General features: G+C 62.9%; 17 protein-coding genes. 4 read left to right on the forward strand and 13 right to left on the reverse strand.

The window, feature by feature from the left end; all coding sequences use genetic code 11:
* Positions 1-53: 53 nt before the first annotated feature.
* From CO670_RS11195 to CO670_RS11205, 3 genes are all read right to left on the reverse strand, one after another.
* Entirely contained in the window at positions 54-1,364 is a 1,311-nt protein-coding gene (locus CO670_RS11195; RefSeq protein WP_097590291.1) for a sugar ABC transporter substrate-binding protein, read from the reverse strand.
* 146 nt (positions 1,365-1,510) lie between these two features.
* Positions 1,511-2,464, reverse strand: coding sequence for a sugar-binding transcriptional regulator (locus CO670_RS11200; protein ID WP_097590292.1), 954 nt, complete (start codon positions 2,462-2,464; stop codon positions 1,511-1,513).
* Between the two features lie 137 nt (positions 2,465-2,601).
* Positions 2,602-3,180, reverse strand: a complete 579-nt coding sequence (locus tag CO670_RS11205; RefSeq protein ID WP_176538920.1) for an exopolysaccharide biosynthesis protein — start codon at positions 3,178-3,180, stop codon at positions 2,602-2,604.
* A 310-nt stretch (positions 3,181-3,490) separates the two neighbouring features.
* On the opposite strand from CO670_RS11205, the gene CO670_RS11210 reads away from it, so the two are divergent.
* Positions 3,491-4,408, forward strand: coding sequence for an ROK family protein (locus CO670_RS11210; RefSeq protein WP_097590293.1), 918 nt, complete (start codon positions 3,491-3,493; stop codon positions 4,406-4,408).
* Here the strand turns inward: CO670_RS11210 and CO670_RS11215 are convergent.
* From CO670_RS11215 to CO670_RS11260, 10 genes are all read right to left on the reverse strand, one after another.
* Complete coding sequence (locus tag CO670_RS11215) at positions 4,405-6,315, reverse strand: family 20 glycosylhydrolase (protein WP_097590294.1); 1,911 nt, start codon at positions 6,313-6,315, stop codon at positions 4,405-4,407. The two genes, CO670_RS11210 and CO670_RS11215, sit on opposite strands and share 4 nt — an antisense overlap.
* 162 nt (positions 6,316-6,477) lie before the next feature.
* Positions 6,478-9,624, reverse strand: a complete 3,147-nt coding sequence (locus tag CO670_RS11220; protein WP_097590295.1) for an efflux RND transporter permease subunit — start codon at positions 9,622-9,624, stop codon at positions 6,478-6,480.
* Between the two features lie 25 nt (positions 9,625-9,649).
* On the reverse strand, positions 9,650-10,789 hold the full coding sequence (locus CO670_RS11225; RefSeq protein WP_097590296.1) for an efflux RND transporter periplasmic adaptor subunit: 1,140 nt from the start codon (positions 10,787-10,789) through the stop codon (positions 9,650-9,652).
* 50 nt (positions 10,790-10,839) lie between these two features.
* Positions 10,840-11,448, reverse strand: coding sequence for a TetR family transcriptional regulator (locus CO670_RS11230; protein WP_097590297.1), 609 nt, complete (start codon positions 11,446-11,448; stop codon positions 10,840-10,842).
* Between the two features lie 232 nt (positions 11,449-11,680).
* Positions 11,681-12,112 carry an OsmC family protein gene (locus tag CO670_RS11235; protein ID WP_097590298.1) on the reverse strand — a complete coding sequence of 144 codons (432 nt, stop codon included), beginning with the start codon at positions 12,110-12,112 and terminating at the stop codon, positions 11,681-11,683.
* Between the two features lie 148 nt (positions 12,113-12,260).
* Positions 12,261-13,040 carry an SDR family oxidoreductase gene (locus CO670_RS11240; RefSeq protein ID WP_097590299.1) on the reverse strand — a complete coding sequence of 260 codons (780 nt, stop codon included), beginning with the start codon at positions 13,038-13,040 and terminating at the stop codon, positions 12,261-12,263.
* On the reverse strand, positions 13,040-13,930 hold the full coding sequence (locus tag CO670_RS11245) for an aldose 1-epimerase (RefSeq protein WP_097590300.1): 891 nt from the start codon (positions 13,928-13,930) through the stop codon (positions 13,040-13,042). Before CO670_RS11245 ends, CO670_RS11240 begins: the two co-directional genes overlap by 1 nt.
* Positions 13,927-14,877, reverse strand: a complete 951-nt coding sequence (gene araH / locus CO670_RS11250; protein WP_064819058.1) for an L-arabinose ABC transporter permease AraH — start codon at positions 14,875-14,877, stop codon at positions 13,927-13,929. The genes CO670_RS11245 and araH overlap by 4 nt, the downstream gene beginning before the upstream one ends.
* On the reverse strand, positions 14,874-16,400 hold the full coding sequence (araG, locus tag CO670_RS11255; RefSeq protein ID WP_097590301.1) for an L-arabinose ABC transporter ATP-binding protein AraG: 1,527 nt from the start codon (positions 16,398-16,400) through the stop codon (positions 14,874-14,876). The genes araH and araG overlap by 4 nt, the downstream gene beginning before the upstream one ends.
* A 69-nt stretch (positions 16,401-16,469) precedes the next feature.
* On the reverse strand, positions 16,470-17,453 hold the full coding sequence (locus tag CO670_RS11260; protein WP_097590302.1) for an arabinose ABC transporter substrate-binding protein: 984 nt from the start codon (positions 17,451-17,453) through the stop codon (positions 16,470-16,472).
* Positions 17,454-17,656: 203 nt separating this feature from the next.
* On the opposite strand from CO670_RS11260, the gene CO670_RS11265 reads away from it, so the two are divergent.
* The 3 genes from CO670_RS11265 (at position 17,657) to CO670_RS11275 (ending at position 20,121) form a co-directional block, all read left to right on the forward strand.
* Positions 17,657-18,418, forward strand: a complete 762-nt coding sequence (locus CO670_RS11265) for a FadR/GntR family transcriptional regulator (RefSeq protein ID WP_176538918.1) — start codon at positions 17,657-17,659, stop codon at positions 18,416-18,418.
* 63 nt (positions 18,419-18,481) lie between these two features.
* The gene (dgoD, locus tag CO670_RS11270; RefSeq protein ID WP_097590304.1) at positions 18,482-19,630 is read left to right on the forward strand and encodes a galactonate dehydratase; all 1,149 of its coding nucleotides are present in this window, start codon (positions 18,482-18,484) and stop codon (positions 19,628-19,630) included.
* A 95-nt stretch (positions 19,631-19,725) separates the two neighbouring features.
* A complete protein-coding gene (locus tag CO670_RS11275; RefSeq protein WP_097590305.1) occupies positions 19,726-20,121 on the forward strand; it encodes a DoxX family protein in 396 nt (131 codons plus the stop codon).
* The last annotated feature ends 24 nt before the right edge of the window (positions 20,122-20,145 follow it).

The raw sequence follows: 20,145 nt of genomic DNA on the forward strand, positions 1-20,145 counted from the left end.
CGGCGGCCCAGAGGGGCGGATTGTCAAGTATCCGCCTCTTGGCTCAGGAGGTGTTATTTGATGTAGCCGGCCTTGGTCATTTCGCGGGTTGCCAGCTGCTGTGCGCTCTGCAGTGCCTGGTCGACCGTAATCTGGCCGGCAAGGGCTGCCGAGAACTGCTGGCCCACCGCCGTGCCGATACCCTGGAATTCCGGGATCGCCACGAACTGGACGCCGACATAGGGGACCGGCTTGACGGTCGGCTTGGTCGGATCGGCCGAGTTGATCGAGTCGAGCGTCATCTTGGCGAAGGGAGCGGCCTTCTGGTACTCCGCATTCTCATAGAGCGAGGTGCGGGTGCCGGGAGGTGCGTTCAGCCAGCCTTCCTTCTCGGCGACGAGGTTGGTGTAGTCCTTGCTCGTTGCCCAGGCGACGAACTTCTCGGCGGCTTCGACCTTCTGCGAGCCTGCCGGGATGGCGAGGTTCCAGGCCCACAGCCAGTTGCCGCGCTTGCCGAGGCCCTTGTCCGGGGCGAGCGCGAAGCCGACCTTGTCGGCGACGGTGGATTCCTTCGGGTTGCTGACGAAGGAAGCCGCGACGGTTGCGTCGATCCACATGCCGCATTTGCCGGTCTGGAAGAGCGCCAGGTTTTCGTTGAAGCCGTTGGAGGAAGCGCCCGGAGGGCCGGCATCCTTCATCAGGTTGACGTAGAAGTTCAGCGTGTCCTTCCACTCGGGCTGATCGAACTGCGGCTTCCACTGCTCGTCGAACCAGCGCGCGCCGAAGGAGTTCGACATGGCCGTCAGGAAGGCCATGTTCTCGCCCCAGCCGGCCTTGCCGCGCAGGCAGATGCCGTAGATTTCCTTGTCCTTGTTGGTGATCTTGCGGGCAGCCTCCGCAACGAAGTCCCAGGTCGGGGCGTCGGGCATCTTCAGCCCGGCGGCATCGAACAGGTCCTTGCGGTACATGACCATCGAGCTTTCGCCGTAGAACGGAGCCGCATAGAGCTTGCCGTCCGTGGTCAGGCCGCTGCGGATCGCCGGCAGCAGGTCGTCGGCATCATAATTGGCGCCGAGATTGTCGAGCGGCAGCAGCCAGCCCTGCTTCGACCAGATCGGAACTTCATAGGTGCCGATCGTCAGAACGTCGTACTGGCCGCCCTTGGTCGCGATGTCGGTCGTGACCTTCTGGCGCAGCACGTTTTCTTCGAGGGTGACCCATTCGAGGTCGATGCCGGGATTCTTCGCCTTGAAGTCATCCGTCAGCTTCTGCATCCGGATCATGTCGCCGTTGTTGACGGTCGCGATTGTCAGCGTCTCGGCCGAAGCCATGCCGGCAAACGCCAGTGCTGAGCAGGCGCCCAGCAGAAAAGTTCTCAATGTCATATCTTCCTCCCAGAAGACGAGATGTGAGCATTCGCTTTGCTCATGAGCAATTACTCACCAGACGGCAAAAAAAGTCAATCGGCATTCGTTGCTGCGATGCCGAAGAAAACACCTATCTCATTGATCTGAAATGGAAAATTTTTTGCTCAGTTCCTGAGCAAAAACTCAGCGGTGTCCTCGTCCGTGATCAGGCCGTTGATCTGGTGGCCGACGACGGCGGCCCTGATCGCCTTGTATTTTCGCTTGCCCTTGGCCAGTCCGATGACCGTCGACGACTCGCGCGACGGGATCGGCGCGGAGGCGACGCGCTCGTTGATCGGGTTGTCGATCAGCCTGCCGTCGGCATCGAAGATCCAGCCGCAGATCTCGCCCGCAGCACCGCCGCGCATCAGCTCCATCATCTCGTCCTTTTCGAGGAACCCGTCGACGCAGAGCGGCCCGTCGATGCCAAGCTCGCCGATGCCGACGAAGGTGACGTCGGCCTGGGCGCTCATGTCGAGCGTCGAGCGCACCAGTTGCTGGCCATGCAGCAATTCCCGCTCCTCCGCCGACGTGACGAGCACCGGCAGCGGCATCGGATAATGCCGCGCTTTCACCGCATCCGCCATGCTGAAGATGACGTTGTAATAGGCCGCCGATCCGTCCGGCGCGATGTTGCCGGTCAGCGAAACGATGCGGTGGCCGGGACATTCGATGGCCGGCAGCTGGTCGACGGCGGCCTTCAGCGTGCGGCCTGTCCCGACCGCAAGCACGATCGGTTCCGGCCGTTTCAGCCAGCGCTCGATTTCGGCCGCTGCCGCCTCGGCGATGCCGACCGTGGTCGATGAGGAGCCGGGGTCGCTCGGCACCACTTCCACATGTTTCAGTCCGAATTTCCGCCGCAGCTGGTTGGCAAGCTCGAGACAGGCGGCGATCGGATGGTCGAGCCGCACCTTGATGAGACGCTCGGCCACCGCGAGCGACACCAGCCGCTGCGCCGATTGCCGCGAGATCCCCATCGACGCGGCGATTTCGTCCTGCGTGCGCCCGGCGACGTAATAAAGCCAGCCGGCGCGTGCCGCATCGTCGAGCCGTCCAGGGGTCTCGGATCTTTTTGCCATTGAATGCCTACCGCACGAAGTGAGCCGGCTTGCCGCCGTCGAACATGATTTTTGAGTCTGTATCGCGCCAGATCAAAACAAAATTCCTGGAAATGTCGAGCCCGTTGCAACCGAGCCCGTGAAATAACCGATGCCGCTCAGGCAAACCATTGCATGACGATATAGATCGCCGCCTTCGCCAGACCGTAAATCACGCCGCCGGCGATGACGAGCGATACGGCCGTCATGATGAAACCGGCAAGCGCGAAAAGCCCGTCGCGCCCCAAGATACCGAAGGCAAAGACCGAAATGGTGATCGCCGGCAGGATATTGCCGAGCGGCACCGGCAGCACCAGCACGATCGACAGCAGCAGGCATGCGAGACCGGCGAAATATTCCGCCGGCGGCTCGGCGAAGATCGCGAGCCTCGGCTTCAGCATGCGCTCGGCCCAGGCGAGCCAGCGATGGATGCGCACGACGATGGTCTCGAAATCCTCCCGCCGCATCGAGCGGTTGGCAATCGCCTTCGGCAGCCAGGGTTTCAGCCCGAAGGTCAGTTGCACCGCCAGGAAAACCAGCGGCGCCCCAAGCACCGCCGAGGTGCCGGGCGGAGTGGGAAAGGCGTTCGGCAGCGCAAAGATCAGCATCAGCGCGCTGATCGCCCTGTCGCCCATGGTCTGGAACAGATCGCCGATCGAAATCCATTCCCGGCTCCGGTCGCCGGCAAGCTGCCGCAGGACGGCTGAGAGGCGGCGGCCCTTGGGGCGTGGCGGACGTGGTCTTCTGCGTCTTTGGGATTCGGCGTTTTCGATGGTCATGATACCGGTGGATGGTGGAAATGTAGGCTGCGATTCTGGCGGCGCAATATGCCAATTGAATGACTTATGAGACAGGATATCGAATGAGAAGACCTGGCGGCGGCGATTTGCGTTTTCGATCATCGTTCATTTGCCGCGCAAGCGGATGGCAGCGCGAGGATTGAAGGCTTGTAATTCCACCGCAACAGTGCGAGCAGACGCTGCAGGACCAGAGAGACGGCACAGTGCAATGATCATTTCATTCGACATCGGCGGTTCCGCCATCAAGGGCGGCATCGCCCGCTCCGAGACAGACATCGTCCCTCTCGGCCGCCGCCCGACGCCGAAGGACGATTTTGCCGCTTTCGTCGAGACCTTGCGCGCCATCATCGCCGAAACAGGCGAACAGCCGAGCTGCATCGCGCTCTCCATCGCCGGCGTCGTCGATCCCGATACGCAGCGCCTGACCTGCGCCAATATTCCCTGCATCCATGGCCGCACGCTCGCGGCCGATCTCGAAGCCGAACTCGATCTGCCGGTTTTGATCGCCAACGATGCCGATTGTTTCGCCATGGCCGAAGCCGGTCTCGGCGCCGGCCGCGGCCATCGCATCGTCTTCGGCGCCATTCTCGGCACCGGTGTCGGCGGCGGCCTGGTTGCCGACGGCCGCCTCGTCAACGAGGCCGGCGGCTTCGCCGGCGAATGGGGTCACGGCCCGATCATCGCTTCGGCGGCCGGCAATCCGCCCGCCGCCATTCCCGCCTATGCCTGCGGCTGCGGCCAGAAGGGCTGCGTCGACACCGTCGGTGGCGCCCGGGGGCTGGAGCGCCTGCACAAGACGCTGCACGATCTCGATCTTTCCAGCGAGGAGATCATCGCAGAGTGGCGGCACGGCGAGGAGAAGGCGGCACGCACCATCGACGTCTATGTCGATCTCGTCGCCTCGCCCTTGGCGCTGACCATCAACATCACCGGCGCCACGATCGTTCCGGTCGGCGGCGGTCTTTCCAATGTCGAGCCGCTGCTTGCCGAACTCGACCGCGCCGTGCGCGCCCGCACCCTGCGCAGGTTCGACCGCCCGCTGGTGGTGTCGAGCCAATGCCGTATCGAACCGGGCCTGATCGGCGCTGCACTCCTCGGACTGAAAGCCGAAGCGGCTGCGTCCTAAAGCATAGGCCACATCCGCACGATTGCGGCGAAACGGTCCCAGTCCTTACGCTCCAAGGGCGTCCAGGCGGCTTCGGCGACGGCAGGAAGGCGCGGGAAAACCAGCCGGTTGAAATAGGCGCGTGAGGTGAAATTTTCAGTCCAGATGCAGGCCTGGATGCCGCGCATCTTCTCCTGCAGCGCCTCCGGCAACTCCCCCGCGGCCTCGTAGGCATAGCTATGCTCCGGCGGCGCATGGCCCGCCCATGCTGCGCCGGGCTCGTCCCAGGCTTCGGCCTGCGCCATGTCGAGATAATAGGCTTGGCCCGGCGTCATCACCACGTCGTAACCTTGCTGCGCCAGCTCGATGCCGACGGCGGGCTTCTCCCAGGCCATCAGCAGCGTGCCGTCGCGATCGACGCCGCCGCCATGCGAGACCTCGTTCCAGCCGGCGAGCTTCTTGCCGCGCTCGGACAGCATGGCCTTGATCCGCTTGAGGAAATAGGATTGAAGCTCGGCTGTGCCGGAAAGTTTCTCCCGCTTCATCAATGCCTTGCAGAGCGGCGAGGAAAGCCAGGCGCCCTGCGCCACCTCGTCGCCGCCGATATGGATGTAGTCGCCGGGAAACAGCGCCACCATCTCGTCGAACACCTTGCCGAGGAATTCATAGGTGAAGTCGACCGCAGGATTGAGGGCGTTGTTGGGATAGCCCTGCACCGCCCGGTAGCTGTCCGGCGCCTCCTGCCCGTCGATAAGCTCCGGCAACGAGAACAGCGTCGCGGTGCTGTGGCCGGGAACGTCGATTTCCGGCACGACGTCGATATGCAGCGAGGCGGCATGCGCGACGATCCGCCTGACGTCATCCTGCGTGTAATGGCCGGCGCGGGGTTCGGCTCCGTCGCCGAGCTGCGGCACGAGCACCTCGTCCGGCCCGCGCCGCGCGCCGATCGCAGTCAGCGCTGGATAGGCCTTGATCTCCAGCCGCCAGGCTTCGTCGTCGGTCAGATGCCAATGGAAGATGTTGAGCTTGTTCCAGGCGAGGATATCGATCAGCCGCACGATGTCGGCCACCGGATAGAACTGCCTGGCGACATCGAGATGGCAACCGCGCCAGTCGTAACGCGACTGGTCGGCGATGGTGCCGAAATTCGGAAATTTGAAGTGTTCGCGATCGGCGCGGGCGCCGCGCAGCAGCTGCGCCAGGCTGATCAGTCCATATTGCCGCCCCGCTTCATCCGCGCTCGACAGCACGATCTCATGAGCGGTGAAACGCAGCTCGTAGGCAAAGGCGGCGATCGACGATTCGGTGACGAAACGAATGGCGCGCCCGCCTTTGACTGCGCTCAGCGAAAACGGTGCGTTGTCGGCAGGATAGAGCCGCTGGTAGAGCCCGAGAACCAGGGAAAGCGTCCTGATCGCATCCGGCCGCGTCTTGTCCGCTGGATAAAGAACGACCGGCAATTCTCCCGCCTTCAGCCCGAGCGAAAGCGGCCAGGGCAGCAGCGAATAGGGTTCCTGGACCTGGCCCACCGGCAGAAGCGGCGGCGCCACGCCGCCGTCCCGGCCTTCGAGAATGAGATCGCCGAACCCGACGGGGACATGGCGCCCGTCGGCAAGCGTCAGATAGGCCGATTTGACGCCGGCGGTTCCATGTTTCGGCTCTCTGGTCAGCCCCTCGACCGTGAACCGCCAATGTCCGCCGGGCCGCACGCTCAACCCCTCGGGCGGCAGGAATTCATGGAAATGGGCCACCTGCCGCTTGAGGCTGCCGCCGTCGCAGACATGCTTGTCGGCAACCCGCGTCTCCGACGTATAGGCGAACGAAAAGCCGGAAAGCGGCTCGGCCGAAAGATTGAAGAGCGTGAAGGTCAAGCGCCCGAAACTGCCTTCGACCGGGTGCCAGCTAGTTTCCAGACGATAATCGGCCATGGTCGCATCCTCCCCGTCATCGAATGGCCGGGATCGCGGCTGGTTCCCGGCCATTCTCTAGCAGCTTAGCTTCTTCGAGAGAGCAATGGAATCGGCGCCGGCGGGCTTTGACGAGGACCTGCGGCCTGAAAGGAAAACGGCGCGGCTTTCGCCGCGCCGCCTTCACTCGGCTGCCAACGCCGGCGGATGTCTGGCATCCGCCTCTTCCTGGATGGCGTCGGCATCCCGGCCTGGCTCGTCCTTCGCCTTCGGCTCGCGGCCGAAGAAAAGGGCGTAACCGGCGGGTAGAACCAGAATGGTGAGCACTGTCGCAACAAGGATGCCGCCCATCATCGCGTAGGCGAGCGGGCCCCAGAAGACGCCGCGCGAGATCGGGATCAGCGCCAGCACGGCGGTCAGCGCCGTCAGCATGATCGGCCGGAAGCGCCGCACGGCCGCGCCGACGATCGCCTCCTGCCGGTGCATGCCGGCCTTGATGTCCTGATCGATCTGATCGACCAGGATGATCGAGTTGCGCATGATGATGCCGAGCAGCGCGATGACGCCGAGGATCGCCACGAAGCCGAAGGGCGCGCCGCTGATCAGCAAGGCGGCCGCCGCACCGATGATGCCGAGCGGGCCGGTGGCGAGCACCAGCATCGCCTTGCCGAAATGCTGCAGCTGCACCATCAGCAGCACGATGATGACGGCGAGCATGATCGGCGCCTTGGCGGCGATCGACATCTGGCTTTCGGCCGCATCTTCGGCGCCGCCCTGGATCTCGACCTTGTAGCCGGCCGGCAGGCTGTCGCGCAGGTCCTTCATGTCGGCATACATCTTCATGACCACGTCGTTCGGCTGCACGCCGTCGGGCAGCGTGGCGCGCACGGTGATCGTCGGCAGGCGGTCACGCCGCCATTCGATGCCCTGCTCCATGACCGGCATGACCTTGGCGACCTGCGAGACCGGCACGAAGCCGCCGAAATCCGTCGGGACATAGACGGAATTGACCGCCGACAGCAGCGAGCGGCTGGAATCCGGCTCGCGGGCAACGATCGAGACCGTCTCCTCGCCGTCACGGAAATCGTCGAGCGGCGCACCGGACATGGCGGTCTGCAGCATCTGGCGCACACGCTGCGAGGTGACGCCGAGCGCCCGGGCGCGGTCCTGATCGATCACCAGCTTCATCGCCGGCACCGGCTCCAGCCAGTCGTCATGGATGGCGCCGAGCGTCGGATTGGCGGTGAAGCGCGCCTTCACCTGATCGGCGATCGCACGCACTTCCTGGCGGTCCGGACCCATGACGCGCATCTGCACCGGCCAGCCGGTCGGCGGCCCAAGGAACAGGCGGTCGACCTTGCCGCGAATCGATGGGAAATCCTCCGCGAGGATGGTACGCAGCTTGACGATCAGCCGTTCGCGCGCCGGCTCGTCCTTCGCCATGACGAGAAGCTGGGCGAAGTTCGGATTGCGCAGCTGCTGATCGAGCGGCAGGAAGAAGCGCGGTGCGCCTTCGCCGATATAGGTGGCGATGAACCGCTTGTCGGGATCATCCATCATCTTGGCTTCGAGCGCCTTCGCCTGCACCTCGACTTCCTTGATGCTGGTGCCCTCGGGCAGCCAGAGATCGACGAGAATTTCCGGCCGCGAGGATTGCGGGAAGAAATTCTGCGGAATGAACTGGAAGGCCCAGAGGCTGCTGACGAAGGTGCCGAGCGTCAGGAGCAGCACGATGACCCGATGGCGGACCGCCCAGGCGACCGTGCCGCGCAGCCGGCGGTAGAAACTCGTGTCGAAGGCGTCGTGATGCTCGCCGGCGTGATGGCGCTGCTTGAGGATCATGTAGCCGAGCCACGGCGTGAAATAGACCGCGACGAACCACGAGGTCACCAGCGCGATGCCGACGACATAGAACAGCGAGCGCACATATTCACCCGCCGTCGATGCGGCGAAGCCGACGGGAATGAAACCCGCCGTGGTGATCAGCGTGCCCGTCAGCATCGGGAAGGCGGTCGAGGAATAGGCGAAGCTCGCCGCCTCGACCTTGACCAAGCCCTCCTCCAGCTTTCGCTCCATCATCTCGACGACGATCATCGCATCGTCGACGAGCAGGCCGAGCGCAATGATGAGCGCGCCGAGCGAAATGCGCTGCAGGTCGATGCCCAGTTCGTACATCAGCGCGAAGGTGGCGGCGAGCACCAGCGGAATGGCGATGGCGATGACGAGGCCCGAGCGCCAGCCGATCGACAGGAAGGAGACGACGAGCACGATGACGAGGGCTTCGCCGAGCGCATGCATGAATTCGCTGATCGCATCCGTCACCACGTCGGGCTGGTTGGCGATCTGATCGACCGCCACGCCGTAAGGCAGCGCCTCCTCGAAGCGGTGATAGGTCGCTTCCACATCCTTGCCGACATCGGTGACGTTGAAGCCCTTGGCCATGACGACACCGACCTGAACGCTTTCGAGACCGTTGAAACGGTACTTGCGCTGATAGGGGTCCTCGAGCCCGGAACTGACGGTGGCGATATCGCCGAGCCGCGTCACCTGGCCGCCGGCGCGAAGGCGCAGCTCACGGATATCCGCCGCCTTCTTCACGTCGCCTTCGACGGAGATGCGCACCGAGCGCAGGCCTGTGTCGACGGAGCCTGCCGGATCGACATTGTTCTGGCCCTTGATGGCGTTCTGCAGGTCGAGAATCGTCAGCCCCCGCTCGGCGAGCGCCTTGGACGAGACGTCGATATAGATCTTCTCCGGCTGGTCGCCGATGATGACGGCCTTCTCGACGCCCGGCGTCGTCAGCAGCATGTCGCGCGCCTGGATCGCGAATTTCTTCAGTTCCGGATAGGAATAGCCCTCGCCGCTGATCGAATGCAGCGTGATGAAGGTATCGCCGAACTCGTCGTTGAAATAGGGGCCGAGCAGGCCCTGCGGCAGCTCGCTGGAGATGTCGCCGACCTTCTTGCGCACCTGGTAGAAGGCATCCGCCACTTCCTGCGAATTCGTGTCGCCCTGGACCTGCAGGGTGATGATCGCGCTGCCCGCCCGCGTATAGGATTTCACCCAGTCGAGATGCGGGGTTTCCTGCAGCTTGCGCTCGATCTTGTTGACGACCTGATCTTCCATCTCCTGAATGGAAGCGCCCGGCCAGAGTGCCTGGACGACCATGACGCGGAAGGTGAATTCGGGGTCCTCGCGCTGGCCCATGCGCATCAGGCCGAGCACGCCGGTGATGATGATCAGCCCGAAGAGGAAACGGGCGATGCTCGGATGCGCGATCGCCCAGCGCGACAGATTGAAGGGCCGCTTCTCGGTAGTGGTGGCGTCCATGGTCCTGTTCCCTTGTATGGCGCGGTTAACGGACCGTCTGATCCGTCTTGGCCAGGGCCGACTGCTGGTCCGGCACCTTCACCTTCAGATTTTCGCTCATGAACTGTGTACCGGCCGCGACGACGAGATCGCCGGTGTCGAGGCCCTCGGTCACATGCACGCCGTCGCCGGTGAAATCGGCGACCTTGATGTCGCGGCCGTGCACGGTCGCCGTGTCGCGGTCGACGGTCCAGACCATCTGCTTGCCGTCCTTCTCCGCCAGCGCGCTGAGCGGGATCGAGACATAGCTTTCGCCATTGTCGACGTCGGCCTCGATCGTCGCCGTCATGCCGAGCAATATGCGCGGGTCGTTCGGCAGGCTCACCCGCACCGCAAAGGTGCGCGATTGCTGATCGGCGCTGCCGGAGACCTCCCGCACCTTGCCGTCGAGCACCAGCCTGTCGTCCGCCCAGAAACTGGCCTTGACCGTCTTGCCCGGCTTGAACTCGGCAATGTCGTTTTCCGGAACCGCAATCTGCACTTCCTTTTCGCCGTCGACGGCGACGGTGACGACCGGGCTGCCGGAGCCGACCACCTGGCCGATATCGGCATTGATCGATGTGACGATGCCGGTCTGGCCGGCCTTGAGTTCGGTATAGCTCACTTGGTTCTTTGCCTGGTCGAGCGCCGAGAGCGCTGCATCGCGCTGCGAGATGGCCTGGTCGTGGCTGAGTGCGGCCTGTTCGAGCTGCGACTTGGGGGCGACGCTCTTGTCAAAGAGCTGCTCGGCGCGCTTATTGGCAAGGTCAGCGGTTTCGACGCCGCGTTCCGCCGCGGCGAGATTGGCCTCCGCCGTCTTGACCGCCAGCTGGTAATCCGTGGCGTCGACCCGGGCAAGGACATTGCCCGGCGTCACCCGGTCGCCGATATCGACGAGGCGCTCGGTGATCTTGCCCGCGACGCGGAAGCCGAGGTTCATCTCCGTGCGCGCCTTGACCGAACCGGAATAATCGAGCTTGCGCGTATCGCCGGCCTTGGCGATCTCGACGACCTTCACCGGCCGGATAACCTCCTTGACCTCAGCTTTTTCTTCCGAGCAGGCCGAAAGGCCAATGCCGATGGCGCCGACGAGCGCGAAGCTCAGGGCGGACGGCATGCGGTTGCTGAGGGTCTTGAGCGAAAACATCTTCCGCACTCCTGGATCGTTTCTGGGTTTCCGGCGGCCGCTGCCGCCCCTTATTTCTTCAGCGCCCTGATCACGTAATCGATCAGTTCGTCGACACTTGCGCGGTTGGTTTTGGCAAGACACTGCGCGACCATTTGCGGATGGCAGAGATTGATGGTCGCCGCGCCGAAGCAGCGCGAGGCCACGACCGGGTCCTGCTCGGCGAATTCGCCGGCTGCAATGCCTTCCGCGATGATTTCGGCAATCAGATCATGGACGCGATCGATATGTTTCTCGATGACGTGCCAGTCGCGCTCGATCGCGACGATGATCATCTCATGCACCTTCATCTCGTCGAGCATCAGATCCAGCGTCAGCTGATGCTGTGTCTTGACATAACGGCGCAATCGCTCGGTGGCGCTGATCGGCTGATGGCGGATGTCGTAGGCGATCTGATAGGCGGTCGCGAGCATGCGCCCGCAGAGTGCCTGGTGGATCTCCACCTTGGAGGCGAAGAAGCGATAGATATTGGCCGGTGACATGCCGAGATCGCGGGCAATGTCGGCCACCGTCGTCTTGCTGTAACCGTAGTGACGGAACAGCCGCTCGGCCGCGTCGAGAATGCGGGTCACATTCTCCTGCCGCGTGACGTCGAGCGTATTTTCCGCAATGTCGTTCATAAGTTTCGATGCCTCGAGTTACGACTGACGATTTTTGAATTTCGTCAGTCGTAAAATATCAGACGTCATTTGTCAATATCGAAGCATGGAACTGCAACAGCGCGAAAGGTTCTGCGACGCTGCTTCCCGGCCCACTGACCACGGCATTTCGGAAAAGATCTCGGTGCGCGGGAGAAAAACGAAAGTGCCGCGACACGGTAGCGCGCGGCACTCGTCGGCGACAGCAGAAAAATCAGGCGAGCTTGACGTCGAGCGTGATCGGCACGGCGGCGAGCGCCTTGGAAATCGGGCAGCCGGCCTTCGCCTTGTTGGCGAGTTCGGTGAAGGTCGCCTCATCGGCGCCGGGGATGCGGCCGGAGAGCGAAAGATGGATGGCGGTGACGGCAAAGCCGCCCTCGACGCTTTCGAGCGTCACCTTGGCGGAGGTTTCCATATGCTCGGCGGTGAAGCCGGCTTCGCCGAGGATCAGCGACAGCGCCATGGTGAAGCAGCCGGCATGGGCAGCGCCGATCAACTCTTCCGGATTGGTGCCGGGAATGCCTTCGAAGCGGCTTCCAAAGCCGTAGGGATAGTCCTTCAGCGCGCCGCTCTGCGTCGAGATCAGGCCTTTGCCGTCCTTGAGTCCACCGGCCCAATGGGCCGAAGCCGTACGATTGATCTGCATGCCGTCCTCCTGTTTTCGGTTGAGCTTTCAGGCAGCGGCGGCGCCGCTCCAAGCCTGCGGGAGATCAGGTTAGCCTTCCCGACAGGCAATATAACGCTCTATCGGCAGAAGACGACAGGCTTGTAAAAATCGCCGTCGGCAATGCCGCTCAGACGGGATGCTGCAGCACGCTGAGGCCGCCATCGACCGTCAGGCAGGTCGCGTTCATGAAGGGGCATTCGTCGGAAATCATGAACACCGCCGCCATGGCGATCTCCTCCGGCGTTGCGATCCGCCCGCCGGGATGCAGCTTCATCGTCTCCGCCTTGGCCGCTTCGGGATCGGGGAAGCTGTTCCAGTAGTCGATCACCTTCTGCGTCGAGACATAGCCCGGCGCCAGCGCGTTGACACGGATATTGCGGGCCGCATATTCCAGGCCCAGGGATTTCGTCATGCCGAGCAGCGCATGTTTCGCCAGCGGATAAGGGAAGGTGTGCGGAATGATGGTGAAGGCGTGCGTGGAGGCGATATTGAGGATGACGCCGCCGCCCCGCTCGATCAGGCCGGGCAGCACCGCCTTGCAGCAATTCCATGCGCCCTTGAGGTTGACGTCGAAGCAGCGGCTCCACTCTTCATCCGTCGTGGCGAGCGGCTCGGCAAAGACATTGACCCCCGCATTGTTGACGAGTGCGTTCAGCGGACCGATCTCCTCATTCGCCTCGGCAACCGCCAGTCTGATCGTTCCGGCATCGGTTATATCGGCCGGCAGATAGCCGATCCGGCCACCGGTGCTCGCGAGCTCTCCCGCTGCCCGAGCCAGCAGCGCCGCATCGCGGTCAACGAGATAGACGGCCGCATTCTCGCTGACGAACGCCTTCGCGATCGCAAGGCCGATACCCTGCGCAGCGCCGGTTATCAGGATGTTCTTGCCCTGCAGGCGGTTGCCCATCATCTCTCCTCCGTTTGAACCGGCAGCGCCGACAGCTCGATCGTCACCATGCCGGAAAGAACCTCCCCCGGCGCGAGCGGCATGAGGCCGCCGAACTCCGGCAGGTGATGGCCGTTCGGCAGATGGCTCATCGGCTCGAGGCAGAAGAAATCCGTGCGGTCGATCCGCATGTACAGCATGAACCGGCTGAGCGCGGCATCGGCTTCCAGCGCCGCCTGAATTCCAAGTTCCGGCCAGGCGATCGCTGCCTGCCCGTCCCATCCCTCGAAGGCATTGTTCATCCAGAGCCGCGGCAGCGGCTTGCCGGGGCTGAAATCGAAATCATCGGGAACCGGGCCGGGCTCGCCGGGGAGATGGTCGTGACGCTCGTTCCAGAAGCGGTCGGCGGCAATCGTCAACCGCGTTTCCGGCGTCCTGACGAAGAAGGGATGCTGGCCGAGGCCGAAAGGCAGAGCCGCCTCACCCCGGTTCTCCACGGAAAGCGTCAGCGCCAGCCGATTGCCGGCGAGGCGGATCTCCTGCCGGGCGAGATAGGCATAGGGCGAGATCCTGTCGGCATCACGCGAGAAGCAGAGCCGCATATGTTCGGGGCTCAATTCCTCCAGTTGCCAAAGGCTGATCCAGCCATCGCCGTGCAGATAGAGGGGATCGTGGCAATTTCGCTGGAAGACATAGTCGCGTCCGCCGAAGGACATAGTATTGCCTTCGACGCGGTTGCCGAACGGCACCATGGGAAAACTTGCGAAGATCCCCTCCGGGCCGCCGGCCGGAAGGAGAAAGGGCTTGCCGCGAAACGTTGCGGCGGTGACGGCAGCGCCCCGGCGGCTGACCCTGACCAAGAGATCGCCGTGGCTCAGCTCGATTTCATCTCCGCCATGTCCGTTGCTCATCCACGCCGCCCTGCCGCCGAAGACCTCAGATTGTCGAGCAGGACCGCGATCAACAGGATCAGCCCGCGCACGACATACTGATAGAATGCCTGGATATTCAGCAGATTCATAACATTTTCAGCAATGCCCATGATCAGCACGCCGACAATGACGCCGCTCATCGCCGCCCGGCCGCCGGCAAGCGAGACGCCGCCGAGAACGCAGGCCGAAATCACCGAAAGCTCGAGCCCGGTCGCAGCATTCGGCTGGCCGGAAGTGATGCGCGAGGCAAGCAGGATGCCCGCAATGCCGCAGACGAGGCCCTGCAGCGCAAAGATCCAGACGCGCATGTTGACGACGTTGACGCCGGCAAGCCGCGAGGCCTCCGGATTGCCGCCGATCGCCAGCGTGTTCTTGCCGAAGACGGTGCGGTTGAGCACGAAGCCGAAGAAGACGAACAGGATGAGCATGATCCAGATCGGCGTCGGCACGGTAAGAAAGCGCGACAGCGCAAGCTGGTAGAAGGCGGGATCGTTGATGCCGACGGCGCGGCCATCCGAAGCGATCAGCGCCAGCCCGCGCACGATCTGCATGGTCGCGAGCGTGGTGATCAGCGCGTTGATGCGGAAGCGGGCAATAACGATGCCGTTGACGAAGCCGACGAGCGCGCCGCAGAGCAGGGCTGCCAGCAACCCGACCGGAATGGAGCCCGTCGCGTTCGAGACCATCACCGCAGCCATGCCTGAGAAGGCGACGATCGATCCGACCGAAAGGTCGAAATCGCGCGACGCAAGGCAGAACATCATCGTGCAGGCGACGATGCCGATCGTGACCACCGATTGCAGCAGACCGAGCATGTTCCGCTCGGTGAGGAAGTTCGGGACGAAGAGCGAAACGATGACGAAGGCGGCGGCGAAGATCACCACCAGTCCCTGTTCGCCGAGAAGGATTTTTTTCAACGAGTTCATCGTCCCTGTTCCTGATGCTGGATAGTGCCGGCGGCATTCTTGTCGGGAAGCGCTGCCGTCAGAATGCTGCGCTCGTCGAAATCCGGTCGCGCGACATCAGCCGCCACCCTGCCCTGGCACATCACCATGATGCGATCGGAGATGCCCATGACTTCGGGCAATTCGCTCGATATCACCACGATCGCCATGCCACCGGCGGCCAGCTCATAAAGAATTTCGTAGATCTCGGATTTCGCCCCGACGTCGATGCCGCGCGTCGGCTCATCGATCACCAGCACCTTGATACCCTGTTCGGAAAGCCATCGGCCGAGAATGACCTTCTGCTGGTTGCCGCCGGAGAGATTGATGATGTCCTGCTTGCGTGACGGCGTTCGCACCCGAAGCCGGGCAATGAACTCATCTGCCAGCGCCGCCTCCTTTTTCGGGTTCAAAATCCCGAAGGGGGAGAAATGCCGGCGCGACGAGATGGCGATATTCTCTTCGATCGACCGCCCCTGAACGATACCGTCGGACTTGCGGTCCTCGGGGCAGAGCACCATGCCGGCATCGATCGCCGCTTTCGGATCGTTCGGCAAAACGGCGGCGCCATCGATCCTCACCTGGCCCTGGTCTCTCGCATCGGCGCCGTAGAGCAGCCGCGCCATCTCGCTGCGGCCGGCGCCGATCAGGCCAAAGAAGCCGAGGATCTCGCCCCGGCGGACCGAAAAGCTGATCGGATTGCGCAGCCTCGGCCCCGAGAGATCCTTGACCTCCAGTCTCATGTCGCCGAGCGGGCGCTCGCGCCATCCCCAGATATCGCTGATCTCGCGGCCGACCATCTCCGAAATGATCTGCTCGCGCGTCGTTACGGCGATCTCGGGATGATGGGCGGCAAGCTTGCCGTCGCGCAGCACCGTCAGGCTGTCGCAAAGCCGGAAAATCTCGTCGAGCCGGTGCGAGACGTAGAGAATGACCGTGCCCTTCGCCTTCAGCTTATCGATGAGTGAAAACAGGATTTCGCTTTCGCGCGAGGAAAGCGAGGACGTCGGCTCGTCGAGCGCTATGACCCTGGCGTCGAGCATGACGGCCTTGGCGATCTCGACCATCTGCCGGGCGCCGATCGAAAGCGAGGAAACCTTGGCCGACGGATCGACATCGATGCCGATGTCTTCGAGCTTCGATCGGACCGTCTCGATCAGGGTCTTCGCATTGATCACGCCGCCCTTGGCGGGAAAGCGGCCAAGCCAGAGATTTTCGGCCACCGTCAGCTCCGGAACGAGCTGCAGTTCCTGGTGGATGACGATGACGCCGGCGTGGAAAGCGTCGCGAACGGATCCGTATCTCTGTTCCTCGCCCTCGATGAGGATGCTGCCGGCATCGGCGGCCTGATCGCCGGAAAGCACCCGGATCAGCGTCGATTTGCCGGCGCCGTTCTCACCCATCAGGCCGTGCACGGCGCCCTTCTCGACGCTGAAGGAGACATCGGCCAGCGCCTGCACGCCGGGATAGCCCTTGGAAATGTGTTTGAATTCGAGGAAAGCCATCGTCACTCCACCGCGAAAATTCCGGCGGCACGCGTAAGCGGCCGCCGGAGATGCATCATTCGGGAATGATTACTCGATGCCGAGATCCTTGCGGACCTTCTCGTAATCGCCGCGCAGCGCCAGCGAACCGGACGTCAGCGTCAGCTTTTCCGGCTCCTTGCCGTTGGCGATCCAGTCGTACATGTTGAGCGCCGTCTCGTAGCCGTGGCGTTTCGGCGAGATGATAACGGTGCCGAAGAAGCCCGTCGCGGCCGGCTTCTTGAATTCGTTGATCGCCGACTCCGCGCCGCCGATGCCGACGCCGATGACGTTGGCCGCCGGGATGCCGACCGATTCGGACGCGCGGACGGCGCCGAGAACGGCTTCGTCGTTGAGGCCGAAGGCGACCCAGTATTTGACGTCGGCATGCTTGTTGAGAACCGTGGTCGCGGCATTCAGCGCCGCTTCCGTATCGGTCTTGGCCTGCGGCGCGTCATAGATGTTTTCGGCCGGGAAGCCTGCGGCCTTCAGCACGGAAATAGCGCCCTCGACGCGGTCGACGGCGGTCGGCAGTTGGTCGTAGGAGACCCGGATCGCGCCGACAGTCTTCATGTCCCAGCCGCGCTTCTTGATTTCGTCGACGATGGCCTGGCCGACCGTCTCGCCGATCTTGGTCGCCGAGATGCCCATATGCGGCACGTCTTCCAGCGGCTTGCCGTCGGCGCTGACGAGGCGGTCGTCGACCGTCATCAGCTTCAGCTGGTTGGCTTCGGCCTTGGCGACGATGCCGGGGCCGAGCTTGACGTCGGGCGTGCAGATGATGAAGCCCTGCGCACCCTGGGCGCCGAGATTATCGATCGCCGACTGCACCTTCTCGCCGTCTTCCGCACCGATCTTGACGACGGTGAAGCCTTTTTCCTTGGCGGCCTGATCGGCGAACTTCCATTCGTCCTGGAACCACGGCTCTTCGGGCTGCTTGACGATGAATCCTATTTTGACGTCCGCGGAAAATGCCGAGCCGGCTGTCAGAATGGCGAAAGTGCCAGCCACAATAGCTGCTTTGAACAAGCGCATGTCTCTCTCCCTAAACTCTGAAATCGAGCAACTGCCTCCCCGGCAGTGTGTAATGAATTATGTTAAATCATCATACCAGTCAATTGCCAATGTATGATGATTAGAATAATAGGATAGCGATAGGAGCCGGGAGGGCCCGTCGCAAAGCCGGTCGAATTCGGATAATGAGGTTCGGTTTCTTCCCGGGAGAGAGCTGCGGAGAGGTGAAGTTGGAATCTGAGGGACAAAGCCGAGCGGAAAGCTCCAGCAGCAGCGAACGCCGGCCGCGCGTACGCCGCAACATCACGGCGGCGATCGCCCAGGATATCTGTGCGGACCGCTACCCCTCTGGCTCGCCGCTGCCCCGCGAGAACGATCTCTGCGAACTCTACGGCGTCAGCCGCACCGTCATTCGCGAATCGCTGAAAGTGCTGGAATCCAAGGGCCTCGTCCGTGGCAAGCCGCGGGTCGGAACGACCGTTTGCGACAGGGACGAGTGGAATATCCTGGATGCCGAGGTGCTCGATTGGATGGGGCCTTACATCAAGGAATTCGATCTACTCGGCTGCATTCTCGAGGCCCGGCGCACCATCGAACCGGCAGCCGCCGAATATGCCGCCGAACGCGCCAGCGCCCAGGAGATCGCCGATCTCGACAAGGCCTGGCGGCAGATGCGCGACAGCGCCGGCGAACCGGAAAGCTTCACCGATGCCGACGTGATGTTTCATACGGTACTGCTCACCGCCAGCCACAACCAGGTGTTCCGCCGCCTGTCGAGCGCCATCCATGCGGCGCTGAAATATGCGTTGCATGCCTCCAACATCGCTGTCGAAAATCGGGAGGATGCGGTGCTCGTTCACGGCCAACTGGTCGAGGCCCTGCGCATGCGCGACAAAGCCGGCGCCCGCGAATGCGCCAACCGCATGCTCGATCTTGCGGTGCGCGACCTTGCCGCTGCCGAAAAGGCGATCGGCAGAACGAAGTAATCGATCCCACACCTCTGCAGAAATGCCGCCGATCGCAACCCCAGGAAGAGCTGAAGAACCGCGATGAAGATCACCAAACTCACCACCTATATCGTTCCGCCGCGCTGGCTGTTCCTGAAGGTCGAGACCGACGAGGGTATTGTCGGTTGGGGCGAGCCGGTCGTCGAAGGTCGCGCCCTGACGGTCCAGGCCGCGGTTCACGAACTGGAAGACTACCTGATCGGCAAGGACCCCTTCCTGATCGAGGACCATTGGACGGTGATGTATCGCGGCGGCTTCTATCGCGGCGGCGCCGTCCATATGAGCGCGATCTCCGGCATCGACCAGGCGCTTTGGGACATCAAGGGCAAGGCGCTCGGCCAGCCGATCCATTCGCTGCTCGGCGGCCAACTGCGCGACCGCATCAAGGTCTATTCCTGGATCGGCGGCGACCGTCCCGCCGACGTCGCCAACAATGCCAGGGAGGTGGTCGCGCGCGGCTTCAAGGCGATCAAGCTCAACGGCTGCGAGGAAATGCAGATCGTCGATACCAATGAAAAAGTCGAGAAGGCGGTCGAGACCATCGCCGCCATCCGCGAGGCGATCGGCCCGCATATCGGCATCGGCGTCGATTTCCACGGCCGCGTCCACAAGCCGATGGCCAAGGTTCTCGCCAAGGAACTCGATCCCTACAAGCTGATGTTCATCGAGGAGCCGGTGCTTTCGGAGAATAAGGAAGCGCTGCGCGATATCGTCAACCACACCTCGACGCCGATCGCGCTCGGCGAACGGCTCTATTCCCGCTGGGACTTCAAGCAGGTGCTTGCGGACGGCTATGTCGACATCATTCAGCCGGATCTCTCGCACGCCGGCGGCATCACCGAATGCCGCAAAATCGCAGCCATGGCCGAAGCCTATGACGTGGCGCTGGCGCCGCATTGCCCGCTCGGCCCGATCGCGCTTGCCGCCTGCCTGCAGGTCGATGCCGTCAGCTACAACGCCTTCATCCAGGAACAGAGCCTCGGCATCCATTACAACACCGGCAACGACATCCTCGATTACGTCTCCAACAAGGAGGTGTTCCACTATGCCGACGGTTTCGTCTCGATCCCGCAAGGGCCGGGCCTCGGCATCGAAGTCGACGAAGCCTATGTCATCGAGCGCGCCAGGGAGGGCCACCGCTGGCGCAATCCGATCTGGCGCCATGCCGATGGCAGCTTTGCCGAATGGTAAAAGGGAAAGGGTCGCGCAAGCGGCCCCTTTTTCATTCGCCATGTCGGAAATCAGGCGGCTCATCCGTCATAATGGAAGCTCAAGAGGAGGTTTCCATGGCCAGAGCAATCGCAATCATTGCCGCCCGCATCATTTTCAGCTTCATCTTCTTCATGGCCGCCGGCTTCAAGTTCGCCGATATCGGCGCGACATCCGGCTATATCGCCGCTGCCGGTTTTCCGATGGCGACGTTCCTGACCTGGGTCGCGGCCTTCTTCGAAATCGCCCTGGCGCTCGCCTTCATCTCTGGCGCTTTCTTCCGCGAAGCCAGCCTGCTTGCGGGCATCTACGTGATCTTCCTTGCTTTCGCCTTCCACGGGCCATCCCATTGGCGGCAGAACCAGGCCGAATTCGGCTTCTTCGTCGATCACTTCACATTCCTCGCCGGCCTGCTCTTTGCCGCCGTTTATGGACCGGAGAAATGGGCTTTGAAGCAGACGCTGCTGAGATAAGCGCGACGGCCCGCTCTCATCCGG

Source organism: Rhizobium sp. J15, from assembly GCF_002531825.1.
Taxonomy (GTDB): Bacteria; Pseudomonadota; Alphaproteobacteria; order Rhizobiales; family Rhizobiaceae; genus Rhizobium.

Excerpts from the sequence above, each read along its gene's own strand:
- CO670_RS11230 (WP_097590297.1), bottom strand. The coding sequence starts at position 11,448 with ATGAACGACATTGCGGAAAATACGCTCGACGTCACGCGGCAGGAGAAT.
- araG (WP_097590301.1), bottom strand. The coding sequence starts at position 16,400 with ATGGCTTTCCTCGAATTCAAACACATTTCCAAGGGCTATCCCGGCGTG.
- CO670_RS11245 (WP_097590300.1), bottom strand. The coding sequence starts at position 13,930 with ATGAGCAACGGACATGGCGGAGATGAAATCGAGCTGAGCCACGGCGAT.
- CO670_RS11275 (WP_097590305.1), top strand. The coding sequence starts at position 19,726 with ATGGCCAGAGCAATCGCAATCATTGCCGCCCGCATCATTTTCAGCTTC.
- dgoD (WP_097590304.1), top strand. The coding sequence starts at position 18,482 with ATGAAGATCACCAAACTCACCACCTATATCGTTCCGCCGCGCTGGCTG.
- CO670_RS11235 (WP_097590298.1), bottom strand. The coding sequence starts at position 12,112 with ATGCAGATCAATCGTACGGCTTCGGCCCATTGGGCCGGTGGACTCAAG.
- araH (WP_064819058.1), bottom strand. The coding sequence starts at position 14,877 with ATGAACTCGTTGAAAAAAATCCTTCTCGGCGAACAGGGACTGGTGGTG.
- CO670_RS11215 (WP_097590294.1), bottom strand. The coding sequence starts at position 6,315 with ATGGCCGATTATCGTCTGGAAACTAGCTGGCACCCGGTCGAAGGCAGT.
- CO670_RS11195 (WP_097590291.1), bottom strand. The coding sequence starts at position 1,364 with ATGACATTGAGAACTTTTCTGCTGGGCGCCTGCTCAGCACTGGCGTTT.
- CO670_RS11210 (WP_097590293.1), top strand. The coding sequence starts at position 3,491 with ATGATCATTTCATTCGACATCGGCGGTTCCGCCATCAAGGGCGGCATC.
- CO670_RS11225 (WP_097590296.1), bottom strand. The coding sequence starts at position 10,789 with ATGTTTTCGCTCAAGACCCTCAGCAACCGCATGCCGTCCGCCCTGAGC.
- CO670_RS11240 (WP_097590299.1), bottom strand. The coding sequence starts at position 13,040 with ATGGGCAACCGCCTGCAGGGCAAGAACATCCTGATAACCGGCGCTGCG.
- CO670_RS11220 (WP_097590295.1), bottom strand. The coding sequence starts at position 9,624 with ATGGACGCCACCACTACCGAGAAGCGGCCCTTCAATCTGTCGCGCTGG.
- CO670_RS11200 (WP_097590292.1), bottom strand. The coding sequence starts at position 2,464 with ATGGCAAAAAGATCCGAGACCCCTGGACGGCTCGACGATGCGGCACGC.
- CO670_RS11260 (WP_097590302.1), bottom strand. The coding sequence starts at position 17,453 with ATGCGCTTGTTCAAAGCAGCTATTGTGGCTGGCACTTTCGCCATTCTG.